The following is a 20333-nucleotide window of genomic DNA, read 5'->3' on the forward strand; positions in this document are numbered from 1 at the left end:
AAGTTGTCAGTTGCAAAATAAATAAAGCAATAAAGGCTACCTACAACGGTGTATGAAAAAATATGCGATTTAATAATTGCGTATTAACAAATTAAAATCTACAAGTTATACTTAATATGAGTTAAGTAACTAACTTGCCTTATTGAGTCGGAGCCTTAACTCCGACTCAAAGGCATATACAGAATAAAAATCTTGTAAATTTTAATTTAATTCACAGGAAAAGAGTGAAAAGAAATACTAAGTCTTTGAAGAACTCCAAAATGAGAATCCATTGGAATTCTCATTTCGAACTTCTTCATCTATTTGAGATTTGTGCTACGCACAAAGTCTCCAGACTTTGAAAGGAGCTTGGTTAATGATGAAGTATTTATTAAAAGGCGGCACCGTAATCTCCGGATCTGACACATTAAAGGCGGATGTGCTGATTGAAGATGAAATAATTAAAGAAGTTGGAACAAAGATTCCCGAAGAGGATGCTACTGTCATTGATGTAGTAGGTAAGTACGTATTCCCAGGCTTTATTGATGCTCATACCCATTTTGATTTAGAGGTATCCGGCACCGTAACTGCAGACAACTTTGATACAGGTACAAAAGCAGCTATTGTAGGCGGAACTACCTGTGTGATTGACTTTGCCACCCAAAATAAAGGAGAAACGCTGCAAGAAGGCCTTGACAACTGGCATAAAAAAGCAGACAATCGTTCCTCCTGTGATTATGGATTTCACATGGCAATATCCGAATGGAATCCACACACCAGCGAAGAAGTTCCTCATATGTTTCAGGAAGGAATTACTACCTTTAAATTGTATATGACCTACGCTTCCAGAGTAAGAGATGGGGAAATATACGAAGTATTAAAAAGAATCAAAGAATATGGCGGTATCGTGGGTGTTCACTGCGAAAACGGTGAACTAATCGATCAGCTGATTGCAGAACAGAAAAGGGCAGGTAATTTTTCGCCAAGTGCCCATCCGGTATCAAGACCTGCTTGTATTGAGGCAGAAGCTATCAATCGTTTTTTAACGATAGCTAAATTAGTGGATGTACCTGTTATAGTAGTACATCTAAGTACCAAGGAAGGTTTTGAAGTTATTCAAAGAGCAGCAGAAAAAGGACAAAAAGTTTATGTTGAAACATGCCCTCAATATCTGCTATTAGATGAAAGTAAATATTATCTGCCTGGTTTTGAAAGTGCAAAATATGTGATTTCTCCTCCACTACGTACTAAGGAAGATAGTGAATGCTTATGGAAAGGTCTTAAAGAAGATAAAATCCATACCCTTGCAACAGATCACTGCAGTTTTACCCTGAAACAAAAAGAAATGGGTAAAGATGATTATACCAAGATTCCAAATGGTATGCCCGGTGTTGAAACAAGGGCAGCAGTTATGTACACCTATGGAGTGTTAGAAGATAGAATATCACTGACCCAGATGTGCAAGCTAATGGCAGAAAATCCTGCAAAGCTTTATGGACTTTATCCTGGAAAAGGTACCGTACAAGCAGGAAGCGATGCTGATATTGTAGTATGGGATCCAGAATATCAAGGGAAAATAACCGCGGAAAATCAAATGCAAAATGTTGATTATGCACCTTTTGAAGGGTATAATATAAAAGGCAGACCGGAGAAAGTATTCTTAAGAGGTCAGCTTCTTGTTGAAGACGGAAAATTATTAAAAGAAAACCAAGGAAAATATATTTCCAGAAAGAGAGGATCATTATAATGAAAAGAACAACTATAGTAGCAAAGAATGCACCAGCAGCAGTAGGACCATACTCTCATGCAGTTCAGGCAGGAGATACCGTATATACATCCGGACAATTAGGATTAGACCCAGCTACCGGTAAAATGGCTGAAGGTGTTGAAGCACAAGCAACTCAGGCTTTAAACAATTTAAAGGCTGTTTTAGAAGCTGCAGGCTTAACATTAGCTAATGTTGTAAAAACTACTGTATTCTTAAATGATATTACTGATTTTGCTAAAATCAATAAAATCTATGGAGAATATTTTACAGGCGAAACTCCTGCTCGTTCCTGTGTACAGGTAGCTGCACTTCCAATGGGCGGATTATTTGAAATTGAGGCTATTGCAGTTAAGGCTGAATAATATTTAAAGGACACTAAAGGACACTAAAAGGACGCTTTGCCCTTATTATTTATTTAGAACTTCGAGAGTATGGGATAACTGTTTCTTGTTCAGCTTGGAGATTTCGATGGTTCTAATATCATAGTAATCGTTTAAAACATATTGAAAAATAAAGAACTCGTCGGGGTTTTACCCCTCCTCAAACATCTTTATTTTTCAATATTGGCACGATTTCTATGATATAAGAACCATAAACGAATTCTTCCAAAGTCACAAGAAACAATTATCCCATACTCACGAAGTTCAATATAGTATATGAGGCAAAGCTGGCTTTCAATTTAGTTAGTTTTTATATCAATTTTGTATTAAAATACGTCTATTCTATCAAATAGTGTAAATATAAACATTTTCGTCAATTTCTATTTTGTTTACAAATCTCCTCTATTGCCTTAATGGCATATTCCACTTCTTCTTCCGTATTACTATACCCAAAAGAAAAACGAATAGTTCCTTCCGGGAAGGTTCCTAAGGTTTTATGGGCATTTGGAGCGCAGTGCATTCCTACCCGGGTCATTATTTGGTATTCCTGGTCTAGGCGAAAGGCTAGAATTGCTTCATCTATATTCGTTGTTTGAAGGCTCACTACGGCACTTCTATTTTCACAGGAGGTTTTTCCGACAATACGGATTCCTTCTATTTTAGACACGCCATCTATGAATTGTTGTGTTAATTTTAATTCTTTTTCATGGATTTTATCGATATCCACTTCTTCTAAGTATTTTAGACTCCTATGAAGTCCTATGATTCCCGGCAGGTTTAAGGTGCCTGCTTCAAATTTATCAGGAAGAAAGGTTGGAGTTTCTTCTGTATCGGATATGCTGCCGGTTCCTCCGGTTATGAGAGGTGTCATTTGATCGGCCATTTCATCGGTTATAAGAAAGCCACCTATTCCTTGAGGCCCTAACAGACCTTTGTGGCCTGTAAATGCAAGAGCATCAATATGCATATCTTTCATGGATATAGGAAAGGTGCCTGCTGTCTGAGCAGAGTCTACAATGAATTTTAAGCCATGCCTATGGGCAATTGCTCCAACTTCTTTAATTGGCATCAGGGTTCCACATAGGTTTGAGCTGTGAGTCATAATAATAGCCTTAGTATTCGTCTGCAGCATGGCTTCTATGGTTTCCACCTGTAATTCACCTTCTTTGGTACAAGGTATACGATCAAAGGTAATTCCTCTGTCTTTTTGCAGCTGTACCAAAGGGCGCATAACGGCATTGTGTTCCATAGAACTTACCAGGACATGATCACCGGCTTTTAAGTATCCCTTTATTATAAAATTAAGTGCATAGGTTATGTTGGGGGTGAATATAACATTCTTCGCTTTGTCTTCTACAGGAACAAAATCAAAAAGTTTACATAATTTTCCTCTTGTTTCATATACAACTCCTGCAGTCTCATAAGCATTTTCGTAACTTCCACGATTTATATTGGTACCAACCTGAGTCATAAATTCTACCATGGCTTCTATTACACCGGGCCCTTTCGGAAAGGAAGTGGCAGCCTGGTCCATATATACTTTTTTCATATTAATCTCCAATCTTATCTCATAGTATCGGGATCTAAATTTTTTCGCTAAATAGAGTTATTGACAACTCAATTTGTGCTTTATCATGAACAGAAAACTTATTTATAACTTTTGGTATTACATTTATAATTTACAAATAGTCTTACAACTTTTAACTCCACTTTTTATATCATAAAAAAAACGTATTCGTGGCATTGTGAGTCCCTTAAAATCTACAAGTAAGCTTGCAAACCCATTACTCTTTGTATTATATCATGAACCTAAAATATGTTCATGATCTTGGCACTCCACTCAGCAAATGCAAGCAAGCTTGTATTTACTCATTCCGTTTGTATTATATCATGAACAAAAGACGTGTTCATGATCTTGGCACTCCACTCAGTAAATACAAGCAAGCTTGTATTTACTCATTCCGTTTGTATTATATCATGAACAAAAGACGTGTTCATGATCTTGGCACTCCACTCAGTAAATACAAGCGAGCTTGTATTTACTTCATTCCGTTTGTATTATATCACAATACTTTCATTCTGTAATGAATCTATTTATAGATAGAATCTATAAGTTGGGTCCACCCATATAGATTATTGATTTTACCTCTAACCATTCTATAAGTATAATTATAGACATAACTAACATATTTATATTTATACTTATTCTAATTCATTTGATTTGCATTTCAAGTGGGTTGGGGGATTTGATTGAAATATACCAATATGAAAAGAATGTGAGGAAAAGATATGAATGATTTAAAAGAAAAGTATCTGGAAGGTATTCGGGAAACTGCTGAAACCTATTTTAGAAAAGGCGAGTTTTTCTGTTCAGAAGCAGTGGTGCAAACCATTAATGATGCCTTAGGAAAACCATATTCTGATGATGTTGTAAAATTAGCATCCGGATTTCCAATCGGTCTTGGTAAAGCGGGGTGTCTGTGCGGAGCTGTTTCCGGCGGGGAAATGGCTTTAGGAATGGTATATGGCAGGGTTCACGGGGAAACTATGAATCCAAAGATGTTTGAAAAATCAAAGGGTCTTCATGACTTTATAAAAGAACAATATAAATCTACCTGTTGCCGGGTTATTACAAAAGAATGGGCAGGTGATAACTTTCAATCTCCGGAAAGAAAAAGTCACTGCATTACCATAACCGGAAGAGTAGCTGAATGGGTGGCAAGAGAATTAATAGAAGACGGTGTAATTAAAATAGAGGAAAAGTAAAAGGAATAGGAGAAATGCGGTGAATAATTTTTTGAAAAAGATACCTATGACTATAGTAGGTGTAATGCTTTCATTTGCAGTATTAGGTAATTTGGTTCAGTCTTATGGGGAGATTTATAGGAACATACTTGGAATTATTTCTGCAGCTATATTTATTATTACTACAATCAAATTTTTAAGTGATTGGAAAGAACTTAAAAATGATTTGAATAGTCCTATTGGAGGTTCCGTGTTTCTCACCTACCCCATGGGAATTATGATTTTAGCTACTTACATAAAACCATATAACAATAATATAGCATTTGGAGTATGGATTGCCGGAATAATTTTGCATCTGGTATTTTTGCTTCGTTTCACCTTTAAGTTTGTGGGGAACTTTAAAATCAAGCAGGTGTTTCCAAGCTGGTTTATTGTATATGTAGGTATTGCCGCAGCAGCGGTAACAGGAAAAGCATTCCAACCGGCCATAGGTCAAATCGCATTCTGGTTTGCTTTTATATCTTATATTATTTTAATATTTGTTGTTGGAAAGCGTGTATTTGTTGTAAAAGAAATACCGGAACCAGCATTGCCAACCTTAATAATATTTGCAGCTCCGGGCTCCTTATGTTTAGCTGGCTATTTAAATAGTTTTGATACAAAAAACATGATTATGTTCTGGCTGCTATTAATATTGTCACAAGGATTTTATTTATTTGCCATCAGCCGCCTGGCGGGGCTATTGAAATTAAAGTTTTATCCAAGTTATAGTGCATTCACATTCCCGATGGTAATCTCTGCTTTAGCATTAAAGTTAAGCAATGGATTTCTGATGAAGCAAGGTTTTAACACAGGTATACTACCTGTAATTGTAAAAGTAGAAGAAGCCATTGCAGTAATCCTTGTATTTTATGTGCTAATCAGATTTATAGCTCATATATTTACAGTAAAAGCAAATAATTAAGATATTATAAAACAAGCTGAATCAGTTTATATAAGGAAACTTGCAAAACTTATTTTTGCTATTAACTATGTGTTTTCACCTTTTGATTACCCTATTCCATTACCTTAATCTCACTAGGGGTAATCAAATAAATTTTATACATACCATGGTTTATGGGGAAATCTTTTATAGCTTCCATAATTTCCTCATAAGCAGACTCATTTATCTTAAGGGAGATACCACAACTGTTGGATATCTCCCTTAATGTTGGCATAACATAAAAATGTATTTTATCCTTTAAAAATTTTTGCGCAGCTATGGCTGCATGGGTACTGGAAAATGTAATAAGATAATAGTCCATAATAAAGTTATTCCTTTCCCAAAGCTTAAATACAAATCAAACCAACCTATCAAAGAAAGCCTTTAATAAATAAGCAATGGCTTTTCTTTTTTCTCTGTTACTTGTCCGATTATTTTAGCATATGGCGTGTGTTCTTCCATGCGTTTTAAAAATTCTTTTGCATCTTTTTCTGGTAAGGAAACCAGTAAACCGCCGGAAGTTTGTGGGTCTAACAGTAAATCTTTCAGATTCTGAGGCAGGGTATTTTTATAAATATACTTGTCAGCAAGATAATCCAGATTATTGTACATTCCCTCTGGTATAATTCCCATTGCTGCTAAATCTAAAGCACCATTAATAACAGGCACCTGATCGGTGTATATTTCTATGGTTTTTTCGCTTCCGGAAGCCATTTCATAACTATGCCCCGTTAAGCTAAAGCCGGTTACATCGGTACAGGAGTGAACATCTAAACCAGACATGGCTTCTTTGGCATATTTATTTAAAGTCGACATAATACCTATAATATTTTTTAACTGTCCTTCATCCAGCATGTGTACTTTTGCGGCAGTATTCATAACCCCTAACCCAATGGGCTTGGTAAGAACCAAAACGTCCCCTGTATGTGCGGAACTATTGGTTAAAATTTCAGAAGGATGGGCAAAACCGGTTACACATAAACCATATTTTGGCGTGGGGTCGGTTATAGTATGTCCCCCTGCAACCACAGCACCAGCTTCCTTTACCTTAGAATAGCCTCCTTCCAATATGCTTTGCATAACGTTTATTTCCAAACAGGATGGAAAGCACATTAAATTCATGGCAAGGGCCGGATTACCTCCCATGGCATATACATCACTTAAGGCATTAGCAGCGGCAATCTGCCCAAAGAAATAAGGATCATCTACCATTGGGGGAAAGAAATCTACTGTTTGGATTGTTACAAGGGAATCGTTTATTTTATAAACACAAGCATCATCACTTGTGTCAAAGCCAACAACTAAATTGGGGTCTTCAAACTTAGGCAGCTGCTGTAATACACTATGGAGTACACCGGGACCTAATTTTGCTGCGCAGCCTGAGGTTTTCACTAACTGGGTAAGCGGTACATTTTTTTTTGCCATAACGATACATCCTCCTTTAATGAGTATCTATAAGTATATCCTCTATGATCTGATAACTTTACAATAACGGAATAAATAAAACACAATACATGCACTCCGAAGCAATACCTATAAATGTACAATAAAGTGTAATACAACAGAGTTCAGCACAACAGGGTGTAGCACAACAGAATGAAGCACAATAGAGTGCAGCACAACAAGGTGCGGAAATTATGAACATAAAGCAGGTTCCTAATATAGTATGGTTTTATTATATTTTACTATAACAAATTAGGAAAGGCTAGGATTCAATTATAGATATTATCTAATAAAGAAAATTATTTATAGAAATAATCGATAAATCATGATATAATTTTTGTTATATAATAGAGAAGAGTAGGTGTATAATATGGAATTGAGGCAACTAGAGGCATTTGTAAAAGTTGTTGAGTTACAAAGCTTTTCAAAAGCAGCAAAAAATTTATTTCTTACCCAGCCAACCATAAGTTCACATATAGTTTCTTTAGAAAAAGAACTGAATGTGAGGTTGGTAGACCGCACTACAAAGACTGTGAAAACCACAAGTGATGGTGAGAGATTATACGAATATGCGAAAGAAATCTTAGAGATAAAAGAAGACTTATATCAGGAATTTGGTGCAAAGTCTCAGACAGATGAATCCATTGTAATTGCAGGTTCCACAATTCCTTCACAATATATATTGCCCGAATTAATCTCTGCCTTTAAAAAGCAGAATAAAAACATATATTTTTCCATCAATCATGGGGACAGCCAGTATGTGATTGATGAGATCTTAAAACATAAAGTGGATATTGGATTTGTAGGTGTAAGAGATGAAAATAGCAAACTTAATTTTATACCATTTTATGAGGACAAGCTTGTAGTTATTACACCGAATGAAAAACACTATAAGGAGTTACTGGAGAAACCCAATGCTTTGAATCATCTGCTGAAAGAGCCGATTATACTTAGAGAAAAGGGCTCCGGAACTTTAAAATCCTCTGAGAGGTTTTTGGAATCTAAGAAAATAGAGGGTTCCAAGTTAAATGTTGTTGCCCGTATTAATGATCAGGAAATTATTAAAAGGTCAGTTAGTAAAGGTATGGGAATATCCATTATGTCCAAAAAATCTGCTCAGGATTTTGCGGAAGAAGGCAAAGTCTTAATGTATGAGCCAAAAGGCGAGGCTATTTGCAGAAATCTTTATATTGTTTTTGAAAAACGTAAGAGATTTAGCCGTTTAGAAAAGTCCTTCATTGAATTCTGCAGTAATTATTATACCAACATAGAAAAATGATAGCATATATTTATTCCACAGAAGGGAACATGGGTGACTATGAAACTAATGATACCGAATAAAACAGAATGGGAAATAAATCCTGTGCTATTAGACGCATTGGGTTTGGACAAGGTATCTTCTCCCATTGTGTCCGTTGTAGGAGGAGGCGGAAAAACTTCCACCTTAGAACAGTTAACAAAAGAATATGCACAAAAAAGGAAACAGGTTATTGTGACAACCACCACTCATATGATGCCACCGAAACATTGGCCTTGGTGCAGGGAAGAATCCGTGGAAATTGTGGATAGATACTTGGGAAAAAAGGGAGTTGTGTGGATTGGTTTGGAAAGTGATACCGGTAAAATGAAATCACCGGCCTTGGAATTCTTAAAAAAACTGACCGGTAAAAAGCTTCCTATGATTATAGAGGCCGATGGAGCCAAGCGTCTTCCTTTTAAAGTACCCGGTGAATGGGAGCCGGTAATATTAGAGGAAAGTACAATGGTAATTGGTGTTTTAGGTATGGATGCTTTAGGAAAACCTTTAGCAGATATGTGTTTTCGCTATGCAATAGCCTCTAAATTACTTGAGAAACCGGAAGATGGTATAATTACCAAAGATGATTATGCAAAAGTAATCTGCAATAGCTGGGGATTGAAAAAAGGATTGCATAAAAATATGGATTATGTGATTATTTTAAATAAAGTAGACGATGAGCAAAGACTTAAAGAAGCCTTGTGCATACGTGATATGGTGAGAAAACTGGGCATTGATAAAGTATATTTATCTTCCTATAAAGCATGCAAGAATGAGTAAGGGGGTAAACTTGCCAATAGCAAGTTAAGTATCCCCTTTGACTGATAGATTGGAGAAGATATGAAAGTATTAATTAAAGGTGCAGGAGATCTGGCAACGGGTATAGCGTATCGGCTATACAAGGCCGGATATGATATACTTATGACAGAGATACCAATTCCAACTACGGTTAGACGAATTGTAGCCTTTTCCAGAGTCGTATATGAAAAGGAAGCCGTAATTGAAGGTGTAAGAGGTGTATTAGTCCATACAATAGAGGAAGTGGAAAAAGCACATGCAGAAGGAGCCATTCCTATTATAGTAGATGAAAAAGCGGCCATTCGGGATATCTACGCACCGGAAGTTGTAATCGATGCTATTATTGCAAAAGTGAATCTCGGAACCACCATGAAAGAAGCTCCTTTGGTAATCGGAGTAGGACCTGGTTTTACGGCAGGTAAGGACTGCCATGGGGTAATTGAGACAAAAAGAGGTCATTATTTAGGAAAAGTAATTCGGGAGGGAAGTGCTATTCCTAATACAGGAATTCCCGGTGATGTTGGTGGTTATACCATTGAAAGGATCATTCGAGCTTCAGCAGATGGGGAGTTTCAACCGGTTGCTGATATAGGTGATCTGGTGGAAAAAGACCAAATCATTGCTATGACCGGGGGACAGCCCGTATATGCCCTTATGTCCGGTATTGTAAGAGGAATGCTGCAAGCCGGCGTAAAAGTAAAAGAAGGGATGAAATGCGGTGATATCGATGCACGATGTGAAAGAAATCACTGTTTTACCATATCAGATAAAGCAAGATCCATAGGCGGCGGTGTACTGGAAGCAGTTGTGGCTTATGAGCATGGAAGGTTTTAAAAATAATATAAATAGAAGAAGCGAAGACAGAGAATGTTTGGAGGGAGAAAAGACATGAATAAATTAGTGGATGCCATTGGACAAGCTTGTCCGATACCTGTAATAATGACAAAGAAAGAAATTGATAATGGGGAAGAGAAGATTATAACAAAGGTTGATAATAAAGTTGCTGTGGAAAATCTAAAGAAGCTTGCAGCCACTACAGGATTTGAAGTAGAAGTAAAAGAAGAGGGCGGCTTATATACCGTTGCACTTTCAAAAGAATGCAAGGAATGTAATGCCATGTTAGAAGAGTTAGAACAACAAAAACCTGCTCCTAAGGCAGACTATGTAGTATTTATAGGAAAAGACTACATTGGAGAGGGAGATCAGGAACTTGGTACAAACTTAATGAGAATGTTTTTATATACATTAACAGAGTCTGCTGATTTACCTTCTTACCTTTTATTTATGAATGGTGGAGTGAAGCTTACGGCTTTAGATGAACAGGCAGTGGATCATATTAAAAAATTGAAAGAAAAAGGCGTAGAAGTATTGGTTTGTGGAACCTGTTTGAATTTTTATAAGATTGCAGAAGAATTAAAAGTAGGACAGGTAAGCAATATGTATGAAATCCTGGACAAAATGCAGCAAGCAGGTAAGGTAATTTCTTTTTAATATGGTGAATGGGAGCTAGGATGAAGAAGGTAGGAATTATTCTTTTAGCGGCAGGAAACAGCAAAAGATATGGTGGAATTAAGCTATTGGATACAATGGACGATAAAAAAATGTATCTTCATATATTTGATCAAGTTTATGAAATTTCAGATCTTACTAAGGTTGTAGTGACCCAGTATGAAGAAATATATGAGAAAGCCTTAGAGTATGGATATTATCCGGTGAAAAATCCGGAGCCGGATCTTGGAATATCCCATTCCATTCATTTGGGGCTTCGTAAGATACTTGAAATAGAGCCTAATGTAGACGGTGTATTATTTAGCGTCTGTGACCAGCCCTATCTAAAAAGAAGTACGTTAGAACACTTAATAAATAATTACAAAATCTCCGAAAAGGAACTGGCAAGTTTGGTTTATGATGGCACATTAGGGAATCCATGTATTATAGGTAAAAAATATTTTTTGGATTTATTTACCTTGAGTGGAGATGTTGGGGGGAAAAAGGTGATAAAAAAACACCTTGAGGATTTAGAACTGATTATGGCAGAGGATCAGAAAGAGCTAATTGACATTGATATTAAGCAGTAAATAGTAGATGAGAGGTAAAGAAATGCAAACTGGTGCAGTAATTGTAGCAGCCGGAATGAGTTCCCGCATTCATTCCTTTAAACCTATGTTAAAAATTGGTTCAATTACAATGATACAGCGGATCATTCAAACATTTGAACAGGCAGGAGTAGACCCTATTGTTCTTATTACAGGAAATAATGCGGAAGTATTAGAAAAACACGTTGCCAAAAAGAATGTGATATGTCTGAGAAATGAAAATTATCAACACACTGAAATGTTTGATTCTGCAAAAATTGGTTTAAATTATCTTGCAGATAAATGTGATCGGATTCTATTTACACCTACGGACATTCCTTTATTTACAAAGGATACCGTAGTAAAACTTATGAATTCAGAAGCAAAACTGGCTTCACCGGTATTTCGGGGAAGAAAGGGACATCCGCTTTTAATTCATACTTCTTTACTTTCTGACATTCTCGAGTATAATGGAAATCAGGGACTAAAAGGTGCAATATGTGAAGTCGGTTATGAAAGAGAATTAGTTGAAGTAGAGGATAGAGGAATCTTATTTGATGCGGATAAAGAGGAAGATTACGAAGAATTATTGGAATATCATAATAAACAAATCCTTCATCCCCAGATAGAAATAAAATTGGTGAAAGAAAAAGACTTTTTTGGTGAGAGAGAAGCCATGCTGCTAAAACTGATTCATTATACCAATTCTGTAAAATATGCCTGCCAACAGCTGAATATATCTTACAGCAAAGGCTGGACTATGATTAATCTTATGGAAGAGCAGGTTGGATTTTCCGTGGTGGACAGGCAGCCAGGAGGAATAAACGGGGGATATACAACCCTGACAGAAGAGGGAAGGCAGTTGGTAGAGAAATATATAAGATTTGAGGAAGAAGCTAAATTAGCAGTTCAAAAGATATTCGAAAAGAACTTTTTTAAATAGAGATGAGTCACTGTTACAATATCATTTATACAGCTGACTTTCTATTTTGCTATCGAGTTGTTTTTAGAAAGCATTCGATATATTGAGTGTACACTCTTTATATAAAAAAATTAAGGGAGAAAAGAAAATGAAAAGAAAACTAGCAGTATTATCAATGATTATGGTTATGGTATTAACCATGGTTGCAGGATGTTCCAAGAAAGCGCCAAAGGACAACAAAGAAACACCTGAAAGTTCCACACAGCAAGAAGAACAGGGCACAACAGAAGAAGTAAAAACAGATGGAGAATCTGAAAAAACACCTGAAGCAGAAACCAACACAGATAAAGAAGAAGTTACTATCTTAATTGCTGCAGCTGCAAGTATGAAGAATTCACTGGAAGAATTAATTCCACAGTTTCAAGAAAAATATCCATGGATTAAAGTAGAAGGTACCTATGATAGTTCAGGAAAATTACAAACTCAAATTGAAGAAGGCCTAGATGCAGACGTATTTTTATCAGCAGCTATGAAGCAAATGAACGCATTAAAAGATGAGAATATGATGGATGCCGATTCTATTGTAGAATTATTAGAAAACAAGGTTGTATTAATCGTTCCCACTGGTGTAGAGTCTAAGGTTACAAGCTTTGAAGATATTCTGAATGCAGGTACTATTGCCATTGGAGATCCTGAGAGTGTACCAGCAGGACAATATGCAAAAAAAGTATTTGATTCTTTAGGTATTTATGATAAAGTTGCAGAAAAAGCAAGCTTAGGTACTAATGTTACAGAAGTATTAAACTGGGTTGCTGAAGGCAGTGCAGATGCAGGTGTGGTTTATGCAACAGATGCAGCGTCTTTAGATAAGGTAACTATTATTTCAGAGGCACCGGAAGGAAGTTTAGATGAAAAAGTTATCTATCCTATCGGAATTGTAACAGCATCACAAAAGAAAGAAGCAGCTGCTTTATTCGTAGAATATCTACAAAGCGAAGAAGCAACCAATTTATTTGTAAGTTATGGTTTTTCTGTGCAATAAATGATATGCTGCTTATATAAAGTTTGAGAAAGGGAAAATTGCGATGGATTATTCACCTATTCTAATATCCATGAAAACAGCTTCCATAAGTATCATCATTACTTTTTTTCTGGGAGTCATAATTGCGAAAGTGGTACATGGTATAAAAAGTAGAAAAGTTAAAATAGTTTTAGATGGGATATTGACACTTCCTATGGTTTTACCGCCAACAGTTGCCGGATTCTTTCTTCTATACGTATTCGGGGTAAAAAGGCCTTTTGGAGAGTTTTTAATAAACTTTTTTGGCGTTAAAATAGCCTTCTCCTGGTGGGCAACGGTGTTAGCCGCTGTAACTATATCCTTTCCACTTATGTACCGTTCTGCAAGGGGAGCTTTTGAACAGGTGGATATGAATGTGATCTATGCAGCAAGAACCTTGGGCATGTCAGAAGGTAAAATATTCCGAAAGGTTTTAATGCCTAATGCCATGCCTGGAATACTTTCCGGTGCCATATTGTCGTTTGCAAGGGGGTTAGGTGAATTTGGAGCTACCGCTATGATAGCCGGAAATATTGCCGGTAAAACAAGAACACTTCCGCTGGCAGTCTATTCGGCAGTTGCAGCAGGCGATATGGACACCGCTTATCATTATGTACTTATTTTAGTAATCATTTCATTTGTAGTAGTAGTATCAATGAATGTAACAACCTTAAGAAAAAGGTAGGAAAATACAATGAGTTTAAAAGTTCATATACACACTAAATTAAAAGGTTTCGAACTTAATGTGGATTTTGAAACAAATGGAAAGCCCATGGGAATTCTAGGTGCCTCCGGTTCCGGTAAAAGTATGACCTTAAAATGTATTGCAGGTATTATGACACCGGACGAAGGATATATTGAATTGGGAGGCAAAGTTTTATTTGATTCAAAGAATAAAATCAACCTAAAACCTCAGGAGAGGAAAGTAGGATATTTGTTTCAAAATTATGCCTTATTTCCTAACATGACCGTTGCACAAAATATTGCTGCGGGAATTCGAGGCTCAAAAAATGAGAAGGCACAAGTGGTAACTAAGATGTTACGTAACTTTCATCTTCAGGGTCTAGAAAAACGATATCCAAGCCAGTTATCGGGTGGACAGCAGCAAAGAGTTGCGCTGGCAAGAATGTTGGCATATGAACCGGATGCGTTATTGTTAGATGAACCTTTTTCTGCACTGGATGCATATTTAAAGGAAGAATTACAACTACAATTACATGATTTATTAGGTTCTTATGAGGGAGAATCCCTTTTAGTCACCCACAGCCGTAATGAAGTATATGAATTAACAAAAGATTTAATCGTTATGGATCACGGTAAGATCCTAATGGATGGAGAAACAAAAAATATCTTTTTAGAGCCAGTTAAGATGCAAGCTGCAAAGTTAACAGGCTGCAAGAATCTATCAAGAGCTAAGAAAATTTCAGATAATCAGGTAGAAGCCTTGGATTGGGGAATAATACTTAATGTAAATGCGCCGATTCCAGATAAGCTCACTGGAATAGGAATACGGGCACATGACTTTAAACCTTTTATAGAAAGCAATTCTGCAACTAGATTTGGAGAAGAATCGATTAATAAAATACCTTGTAAAGTAAAAAAAATTACGGAATCTCCTTTTGAGTGGATCGTATTAGTGGATACAAAGAAAAATGACCAGGATTCGGATATAGATAACCCCAATACGGTTATAAACAATCCGGATGGGGCAATAAGTAACGAAGATTCCGTTATTTGGTGGAAAATAGGTAAGAACCAGCTGAATAGTCAATTAAGTAATGGAATGCCTGAGTTTATTACCGTTGCTCCGGAAGATATATTGTTACTGATAGACTAAATATAGAGAATGGGATGGTAAAGTATGTTTAAGAATATTTACGATGAAGTATTGGGAAAAGTAAATAGTGATGAGAAGGCTTGTATTGTATCCTCCTGGACAAAAAGGGAAGGTAATATCACCAATCTGTGTAAAAAAATTGTAGATAGTTCGGATGGGAATTTACAGGTTAAAAACACTCTGGAGGTAGGCATTCCCTCTTATATAAAAGAAAATGAAAATAGAACATTAATAGAACCCTTTTATCCTGAGGAAAGACTGATTATATTAGGCGGAGGGCATATTGCAAAACCATTGGTGGAATTTGCGGCTAAAATAGGATTCTCTATTACCCTGGTGGATGACAGACTTAGCTTTGCCAATCAGGAAAGATTTCCTTTAGCAAAGCAGGTAATTTGTGATGGATTTGGACATGCGATTGAATCTTTACAATTGAAAGAGTCGGATTACGTTATTATCATCACCAGAGGGCACAGGTATGACAGCGATTGCCTGAAAGCCATATGTAAAGGACCGGAACCTAAATATGTAGGTATGATTGGATCCAGAAGACGCACCGCTATTGTAAAAGATAATTTAGAGGCAGAAGGCTGCAGCCGTGAAAGATTAGACCGGGTACACACCCCCATTGGATTGAACATTGGTGGAATCACACCGGAGGAAATTTCGATTTCAATTGTAGCGGAATTAATCTATGAAAAACGTTTGGGACTTGGTGACAAGAAGCAGAAGAACCGTTCTGATTTTGATTATGATGTATTAAAGATACTATCTGAGGAAGAAAATGTTCCCAAAGCGCTAATAACTGTAATCAGTGCAAAAGGCTCCGTTCCAAGAGGAGCAGGTGCTAAAATGATTGTCTATCCCGACGGAAGAATAGTAGGAAGTGTAGGAGGAGGCTGCAGTGAAGCAGCAGTTATCGGCGATGCCAGACGAATGATCGGTAGTGGAACCTATAAAATATTGGATATTGACTTAACAGGAGATGCCGCAGAGGAAGAAGGCATGGTATGTGGCGGGATTATGACTGTGTTGGTTGAGGACTATAAATGATTCCAACAATTAAATAGAATGATAACGAGTTGGCGGGTTAAAATATCTAATTTGATTCATCTACACTATTAATGCAGGAAGAACATCGCATTGATAGTGTTTTTATTTCTTGACCTTTTCCTTAAAAACGAGTAAAATCGAGTTAATAAGATATAATTTTGAGTTTTATAAATTATTTCGAGGAGGAAAAGATTAGTGGATGGAAATATATTATCCGGTGGAATTGACATTTTACATTCTATAAAAGAAAAGGTTATAGAATTGAATAATAATAGAGAAAAGCGAGAAAACCTCCTTGTGGCAGAAACGAAACTGGAAAAAGCAATCCAAAGTAAGGAAAAAGCCTTAGCAGATGAGATTGTTTCAACTACAAAAAAGCGAAAAGAAGAGATCGAATCTACTTTTAACTCACAGATAGATAGCGTACGTTCCAGGATGAAAAAAATTAGAGGTAAAAAAGAGAAATCAAAAAGCGCCAAAATAAAGGAACGTATTGTATTGGAAACTGCTGATTTACGTCAAGAGCAAAAGCAAATGATAAAAGAGAGCAAAGAGGTATTTAAACAAGAAAGAATACCGTTTTTTTGTAATTCCAGATTATTTTATGCGTTATATATGCCAAAGGGAATAGGTGATTTCTTTATTATATGCCTGACTCTGTTAATTATTTTATTAGGAATTCCAAGCTTAATTTATTTTGTAATACTACCGGAAGAAAAACTAATATACTTGCTTATTATTTATCTGCTTACGGTGGTTCTTTTTGGTCTGCCTTATATGCTGATTGAAAATAATATTAAAGATAAGCATATAGAGGCCATACGAAAAGTAAGGACAATACGCAGTGAAATATTAGTGAATAAAAAGCAGCAGAATAAAATAAAGAAAAAAATTCTGAAAGACCAGGATGAAAGTCAGTATGGTCTGGATAAATTTAATAATGAATTGCAGGAATCAGAAAAAGAAATCAGCTCCATTGCAGAGAAAAAGCAAGAGGCGTTGACTTTATTTGAGAATACAACACGTTTTGTTATTGGTGAAGAGATTAAGTTAAGATACCAGGAAGAAATCAAAACACTGAAACAAGAATACGATAGTACTTATAACGAAATCAGAATGTTGGAAGAAAATATTAAGAATATGGCTATGGAATTATCCAGCGATTATGAGGTTTATCTGGGGAAAGAATTTATGTCTGCGGAAAGATTAGACAAGCTTGCCGAATTAATGTCAGCCAATAATCTGTCTACTATATCAGAAGCTATAACACTTTATTCACAAGAACGACAATGATTAGGTATCAAAAGTGAGTTACCCATTAATAATAGTTAAAAAATCAGCCGAGGTTAGGAAAGCTTACCTCGGCTGATTTTTATTAAAATTAAGCTGTTTAATGCATTCCAATGCATTTGTTTTTCTAATGTAATTACCTTCGATTCAGTTTATAGAAGCAATAATTAACACCTTTACATATATAATCTGCCAAAATCATAACAACATTAAGACGTGTTGTCTGTAGCAGCATATGGTCTAGCATTCCTGAAAAATTAACGATACCGGTAATAAAAATATCACCAACTGGAGGTAAATCCTTGTCAACTCCGGCACCGGGCAGCAGAGAACCTTCTCCCACGGTTATATAACCAATGTGTGCGGACTTTCCTAAGGAGGCGTCAACAGCAATCACTAAAGCATTATGGTGATATTGGTTAATGTAGTCGATTGTATCGTGTAGATTTTTTGCATGTACAGGTTTTTCTAATGTCCCATATAAAATAATATTATGTTGTTGGAGCTTTTCTAATTTGTACCCTACAATAGGACCCAAACAATCACCGGTTGCCCGGTCCGAACCGATACATAAGAATACAATTTGTCTCTTTGTACGAATATTTTTCTGTATTAATTCAAGCAGTACATTACTAAAGTCATACACAGAATAACGGTCCTTTGTATTAAAATAATATAACTTCCTATCAATCTCTAACTCTTTGTTCATTAAGCCCTCCACTAAAACTTGTACTGATACATCCATATTCTGTAATATTCAAAGTATTACCCCGAATATGCAAAATAGTCTGATTTGCGATTAGAAAGTTCAAGCCAAAATTCACCAAGAAAAGAAAAGATTCTATTTATATTTACTGATATAAAAAGGAAAAATGGCAGAACCAATAGAAACGAGGCGAATAAACAAATACAAAAATTAAAATATCAGGAAAACAGGTATACTGTTTTGACATAATTATTTCTAAGTCTATGTTACGATTACAGATAAAATATGAAAGGTTTGTCTAACTGGAACATAGACAAACTTTTAGTCAGAATCTTAGGTCATAAAGGATTAGGAGGGAAATAGTGAATGGACAATGGACACAACAATACACATAATGGAAAAAAGCCGGATGATACTATGAACAACGGAATCTATAAATTACCTAAAAACATAAGACAGATTGGAAATATTCCAACTCATAATAAAATTATTTATGTAGAAGATTATGTTATGACCTTTATGAAACAAATTGGCCAAAGGGAACCGGCTAATTGCAGTATAACAGTTTTACTAGGATATTTTGTACGGACGGAAGAAAGAAAGCACATATTTATAAAGGGTGCTGTAGAAATGAAGCAGAACGATTTTTATAACGGAATTACCTTTACCGATGAATGCTGGACAAGTATTTATGAAAATATTAAAAAATATTTTTCTGATATTGAAATAGTCGGATGGGCATTGGTGGGTTCCGGTTTCTACTTAGACAACGAAGAAATGATCCGTAAGACTCATATGGAAAACTTTAACGGACCTGATAAAACATTACTAAAAATAGATACTTTAGAAAAAGAAGAGGTTTTTTACCTGTTTGAGAATAACCAGTTAGTAAAGCAATCCGGTTACTACATATATTATGAAAAAAATGAAGAAATGCAAAACTATATGATAGATGCAAAGAATGTAGTGGGTGAAGAAAGGGATTATCAAGATCATACCACCCAAAAGATCAGACATATGATTCAAGAAAAAAATGAACAAAAACAACTAAAAACAGACGATAAAAATATAGTACGGCTATTATATGCGGCCAGTACTCTTCTTGCAGTTATTGTTTTGGTTATAGCAGGAACTATGCTTAATAATTATAAAAAGATGAGAGATATGGAAGAAGCCCTTTACGCCATATCCGAGAACCTGAACCAAAACAAGAATGAAAATGCAAAGGGTAAGGACTCTAATGATATACAGGAAGTATCTAATTTTAATAAAGAAACAGTGGAAGAGGCGAAAGGGAATAAGGAGGAAACTGCCAATGGGGGAGAAGCAACGAAAGAAAATACGGGAAAGGAAACCGTCGATGTGAAGGGAACAGACCCACAGTCTGATACCGTAGAGGTTGAAACCATATCTGGTGGTGTAGCAGCCAACAATGAGGAACAAAAGGAAGAAAAAAATATAGAAGAAGAGTCAAAGGGGAATGATTTAGAGAATCCAAAAGAAGAAAAAAAGGAGCAAGGTAAAAAAGAGCCAACTCCAAAGCCTACGGCAGAACCAACGAAGGAGCCAACGCCAGAACCTACAAAAGAGCCAGAGAAAGAAAAACCTAAGGAAGTGAAAGAAACCGCTAAAGAAATTAGATATTATGTGGTGCAACCGGGAGATTCTCTTGCAGGTATCAGCTATAAACTTTATAATTCAGCTAATTATATTTCTAAAATAAAAGAACTAAATGGAATAGAAGATGAGAATAAAATAATTGCAGGACAAAAATTAATTATACCATAATTATTCTCTTTAATAAAAGCAGGTATGATATTTGAAATAATTTATGTGAGAACGGGAATAACTGTGGCACTATCATTCTGCCACTGCTAACGTTTTGCAGAATATTAAAATATTATACCTGCATTTTTTCTGCCTAGAAAATAAGTCCTACTTGGAATCGGAAAAAAGTTAGTGCTATCATAGATAAAATCAGTTATAATTAGACAAGGA

20 protein-coding genes are annotated in these 20333 nt (G+C 35.9%); 16 read left to right on the top strand and 4 right to left on the bottom strand.

Features of this window, described 5'->3' with window-relative positions; all coding sequences use genetic code 11:
• Positions 1 to 358: 358 nt before the first annotated feature.
• Together hydA and RT261_RS17505 are read left to right on the top strand one after the other, a co-directional pair.
• On the top strand, positions 359 to 1726 hold the full coding sequence (hydA, locus tag RT261_RS17500) for a dihydropyrimidinase (protein ID WP_313134407.1): 1368 nt from the start codon (positions 359 to 361) through the stop codon (positions 1724 to 1726).
• Positions 1726 to 2109, top strand: a complete 384-nt coding sequence (locus RT261_RS17505; protein WP_313134378.1) for a RidA family protein — start codon at positions 1726 to 1728, stop codon at positions 2107 to 2109. The genes hydA and RT261_RS17505 overlap by 1 nt, the downstream gene beginning before the upstream one ends.
• A 391-nt stretch (positions 2110 to 2500) precedes the next feature.
• On the opposite strand, the gene RT261_RS17510 is transcribed toward RT261_RS17505, so the two are convergent.
• Entirely contained in the window at positions 2501 to 3676 is a 1176-nt protein-coding gene (locus RT261_RS17510) for an aminotransferase class V-fold PLP-dependent enzyme (protein WP_313134379.1), read from the bottom strand.
• Between the two features lie 740 nt (positions 3677 to 4416).
• On the opposite strand from RT261_RS17510, the gene RT261_RS17515 reads away from it, so the two are divergent.
• Positions 4417 to 4893 carry a C-GCAxxG-C-C family protein gene (locus tag RT261_RS17515; RefSeq protein WP_313134380.1) on the top strand — a complete coding sequence of 159 codons (477 nt, stop codon included), beginning with the start codon at positions 4417 to 4419 and terminating at the stop codon, positions 4891 to 4893.
• 19 nt (positions 4894 to 4912) lie between these two features.
• On the top strand, positions 4913 to 5836 hold the full coding sequence (locus tag RT261_RS17520; protein ID WP_313134381.1) for a TDT family transporter: 924 nt from the start codon (positions 4913 to 4915) through the stop codon (positions 5834 to 5836).
• Positions 5837 to 5927: 91 nt separating this feature from the next.
• Here the strand turns inward: RT261_RS17520 and RT261_RS17525 are convergent, their stop codons facing one another.
• Together RT261_RS17525 and selD are read right to left on the bottom strand one after the other, a co-directional pair.
• A complete protein-coding gene (locus RT261_RS17525; RefSeq protein WP_313134383.1) occupies positions 5928 to 6176 on the bottom strand; it encodes a DUF3343 domain-containing protein in 249 nt (82 codons plus the stop codon).
• Between the two features lie 62 nt (positions 6177 to 6238).
• Positions 6239 to 7279 (bottom strand): selenide, water dikinase SelD, encoded by a 1041-nt coding sequence (gene selD, locus RT261_RS17530; protein ID WP_313134384.1) that lies wholly within the window; start codon positions 7277 to 7279, stop codon positions 6239 to 6241.
• Between the two features lie 388 nt (positions 7280 to 7667).
• Here selD and RT261_RS17535 point away from each other — a divergent pair, with 388 nt between their 5' ends.
• From RT261_RS17535 to RT261_RS17585, 11 genes are all read left to right on the top strand, one after another.
• Positions 7668 to 8576: a selenium metabolism-associated LysR family transcriptional regulator gene (locus RT261_RS17535; protein ID WP_313134385.1), complete on the top strand. Its 909-nt coding sequence runs from the start codon at positions 7668 to 7670 to the stop codon at positions 8574 to 8576.
• Positions 8577 to 8615: 39 nt separating this feature from the next.
• Positions 8616 to 9374 (top strand): selenium cofactor biosynthesis protein YqeC, encoded by a 759-nt coding sequence (yqeC, locus tag RT261_RS17540; protein WP_313134408.1) that lies wholly within the window; start codon positions 8616 to 8618, stop codon positions 9372 to 9374.
• Positions 9375 to 9434: 60 nt separating this feature from the next.
• Positions 9435 to 10226, top strand: coding sequence for a selenium-dependent molybdenum cofactor biosynthesis protein YqeB (gene yqeB / locus RT261_RS17545; protein ID WP_313134386.1), 792 nt, complete (start codon positions 9435 to 9437; stop codon positions 10224 to 10226).
• 54 nt (positions 10227 to 10280) lie between these two features.
• Complete coding sequence (gene yedF, locus RT261_RS17550; RefSeq protein WP_313134387.1) at positions 10281 to 10883, top strand: sulfurtransferase-like selenium metabolism protein YedF; 603 nt, start codon at positions 10281 to 10283, stop codon at positions 10881 to 10883.
• Between the two features lie 20 nt (positions 10884 to 10903).
• On the top strand, positions 10904 to 11470 hold the full coding sequence (locus tag RT261_RS17555) for a nucleotidyltransferase family protein (RefSeq protein WP_313134388.1): 567 nt from the start codon (positions 10904 to 10906) through the stop codon (positions 11468 to 11470).
• A 7-nt stretch (positions 11471 to 11477) separates the two neighbouring features.
• Positions 11478 to 12410: an NTP transferase domain-containing protein gene (locus tag RT261_RS17560; RefSeq protein ID WP_313134389.1), complete on the top strand. Its 933-nt coding sequence runs from the start codon at positions 11478 to 11480 to the stop codon at positions 12408 to 12410.
• A gap of 127 nt (positions 12411 to 12537) precedes the next feature.
• Entirely contained in the window at positions 12538 to 13431 is an 894-nt protein-coding gene (gene modA / locus RT261_RS17565) for a molybdate ABC transporter substrate-binding protein (RefSeq protein WP_313134390.1), read from the top strand.
• Between the two features lie 43 nt (positions 13432 to 13474).
• Complete coding sequence (modB, locus tag RT261_RS17570) at positions 13475 to 14134, top strand: molybdate ABC transporter permease subunit (RefSeq protein WP_313134391.1); 660 nt, start codon at positions 13475 to 13477, stop codon at positions 14132 to 14134.
• Between the two features lie 9 nt (positions 14135 to 14143).
• Positions 14144 to 15286, top strand: a complete 1143-nt coding sequence (locus RT261_RS17575) for a sulfate/molybdate ABC transporter ATP-binding protein (RefSeq protein WP_313134392.1) — start codon at positions 14144 to 14146, stop codon at positions 15284 to 15286.
• 24 nt (positions 15287 to 15310) lie between these two features.
• On the top strand, positions 15311 to 16339 hold the full coding sequence (locus RT261_RS17580; RefSeq protein ID WP_313134393.1) for an XdhC/CoxI family protein: 1029 nt from the start codon (positions 15311 to 15313) through the stop codon (positions 16337 to 16339).
• Between the two features lie 195 nt (positions 16340 to 16534).
• Positions 16535 to 17632 carry a hypothetical protein gene (locus RT261_RS17585; RefSeq protein WP_313134395.1) on the top strand — a complete coding sequence of 366 codons (1098 nt, stop codon included), beginning with the start codon at positions 16535 to 16537 and terminating at the stop codon, positions 17630 to 17632.
• Positions 17633 to 17765: 133 nt separating this feature from the next.
• Here RT261_RS17585 and yyaC read toward each other — a convergent pair whose 3' ends face one another.
• Positions 17766 to 18338 (bottom strand): spore protease YyaC, encoded by a 573-nt coding sequence (gene yyaC, locus RT261_RS17590; RefSeq protein WP_313134396.1) that lies wholly within the window; start codon positions 18336 to 18338, stop codon positions 17766 to 17768.
• 363 nt (positions 18339 to 18701) lie between these two features.
• On the opposite strand from yyaC, the gene RT261_RS17595 reads away from it, so the two are divergent.
• Positions 18702 to 20123 carry a LysM peptidoglycan-binding domain-containing protein gene (locus tag RT261_RS17595; protein ID WP_313134397.1) on the top strand — a complete coding sequence of 474 codons (1422 nt, stop codon included), beginning with the start codon at positions 18702 to 18704 and terminating at the stop codon, positions 20121 to 20123.
• Positions 20124 to 20333: the final 210 nt, after the last annotated feature.

Source organism: Anaerocolumna sp. (genome assembly GCF_032079385.1).
GTDB lineage: Bacteria > Bacillota > Clostridia > Lachnospirales > Lachnospiraceae > Anaerocolumna.

Coding starts and splice junctions, on each gene's coding strand:
- modA (WP_313134390.1), top strand. CDS start 12,538: ATGAAAAGAAAACTAGCAGTATTATCAATGATTATGGTTATGGTATTA.
- RT261_RS17525 (WP_313134383.1), bottom strand. CDS start 6,176: ATGGACTATTATCTTATTACATTTTCCAGTACCCATGCAGCCATAGCT.
- RT261_RS17560 (WP_313134389.1), top strand. CDS start 11,478: ATGAGAGGTAAAGAAATGCAAACTGGTGCAGTAATTGTAGCAGCCGGA.
- RT261_RS17515 (WP_313134380.1), top strand. CDS start 4,417: ATGAATGATTTAAAAGAAAAGTATCTGGAAGGTATTCGGGAAACTGCT.
- yqeB (WP_313134386.1), top strand. CDS start 9,435: ATGAAAGTATTAATTAAAGGTGCAGGAGATCTGGCAACGGGTATAGCG.
- RT261_RS17595 (WP_313134397.1), top strand. CDS start 18,702: ATGGACAATGGACACAACAATACACATAATGGAAAAAAGCCGGATGAT.
- RT261_RS17505 (WP_313134378.1), top strand. CDS start 1,726: ATGAAAAGAACAACTATAGTAGCAAAGAATGCACCAGCAGCAGTAGGA.
- RT261_RS17555 (WP_313134388.1), top strand. CDS start 10,904: ATGAAGAAGGTAGGAATTATTCTTTTAGCGGCAGGAAACAGCAAAAGA.
- hydA (WP_313134407.1), top strand. CDS start 359: ATGAAGTATTTATTAAAAGGCGGCACCGTAATCTCCGGATCTGACACA.
- RT261_RS17575 (WP_313134392.1), top strand. CDS start 14,144: ATGAGTTTAAAAGTTCATATACACACTAAATTAAAAGGTTTCGAACTT.
- RT261_RS17580 (WP_313134393.1), top strand. CDS start 15,311: ATGTTTAAGAATATTTACGATGAAGTATTGGGAAAAGTAAATAGTGAT.
- selD (WP_313134384.1), bottom strand. CDS start 7,279: ATGGCAAAAAAAAATGTACCGCTTACCCAGTTAGTGAAAACCTCAGGC.
- RT261_RS17535 (WP_313134385.1), top strand. CDS start 7,668: ATGGAATTGAGGCAACTAGAGGCATTTGTAAAAGTTGTTGAGTTACAA.
- RT261_RS17510 (WP_313134379.1), bottom strand. CDS start 3,676: ATGAAAAAAGTATATATGGACCAGGCTGCCACTTCCTTTCCGAAAGGG.
- yyaC (WP_313134396.1), bottom strand. CDS start 18,338: ATGAACAAAGAGTTAGAGATTGATAGGAAGTTATATTATTTTAATACA.
- yedF (WP_313134387.1), top strand. CDS start 10,281: ATGAATAAATTAGTGGATGCCATTGGACAAGCTTGTCCGATACCTGTA.
- yqeC (WP_313134408.1), top strand. CDS start 8,616: ATGAAACTAATGATACCGAATAAAACAGAATGGGAAATAAATCCTGTG.
- modB (WP_313134391.1), top strand. CDS start 13,475: ATGGATTATTCACCTATTCTAATATCCATGAAAACAGCTTCCATAAGT.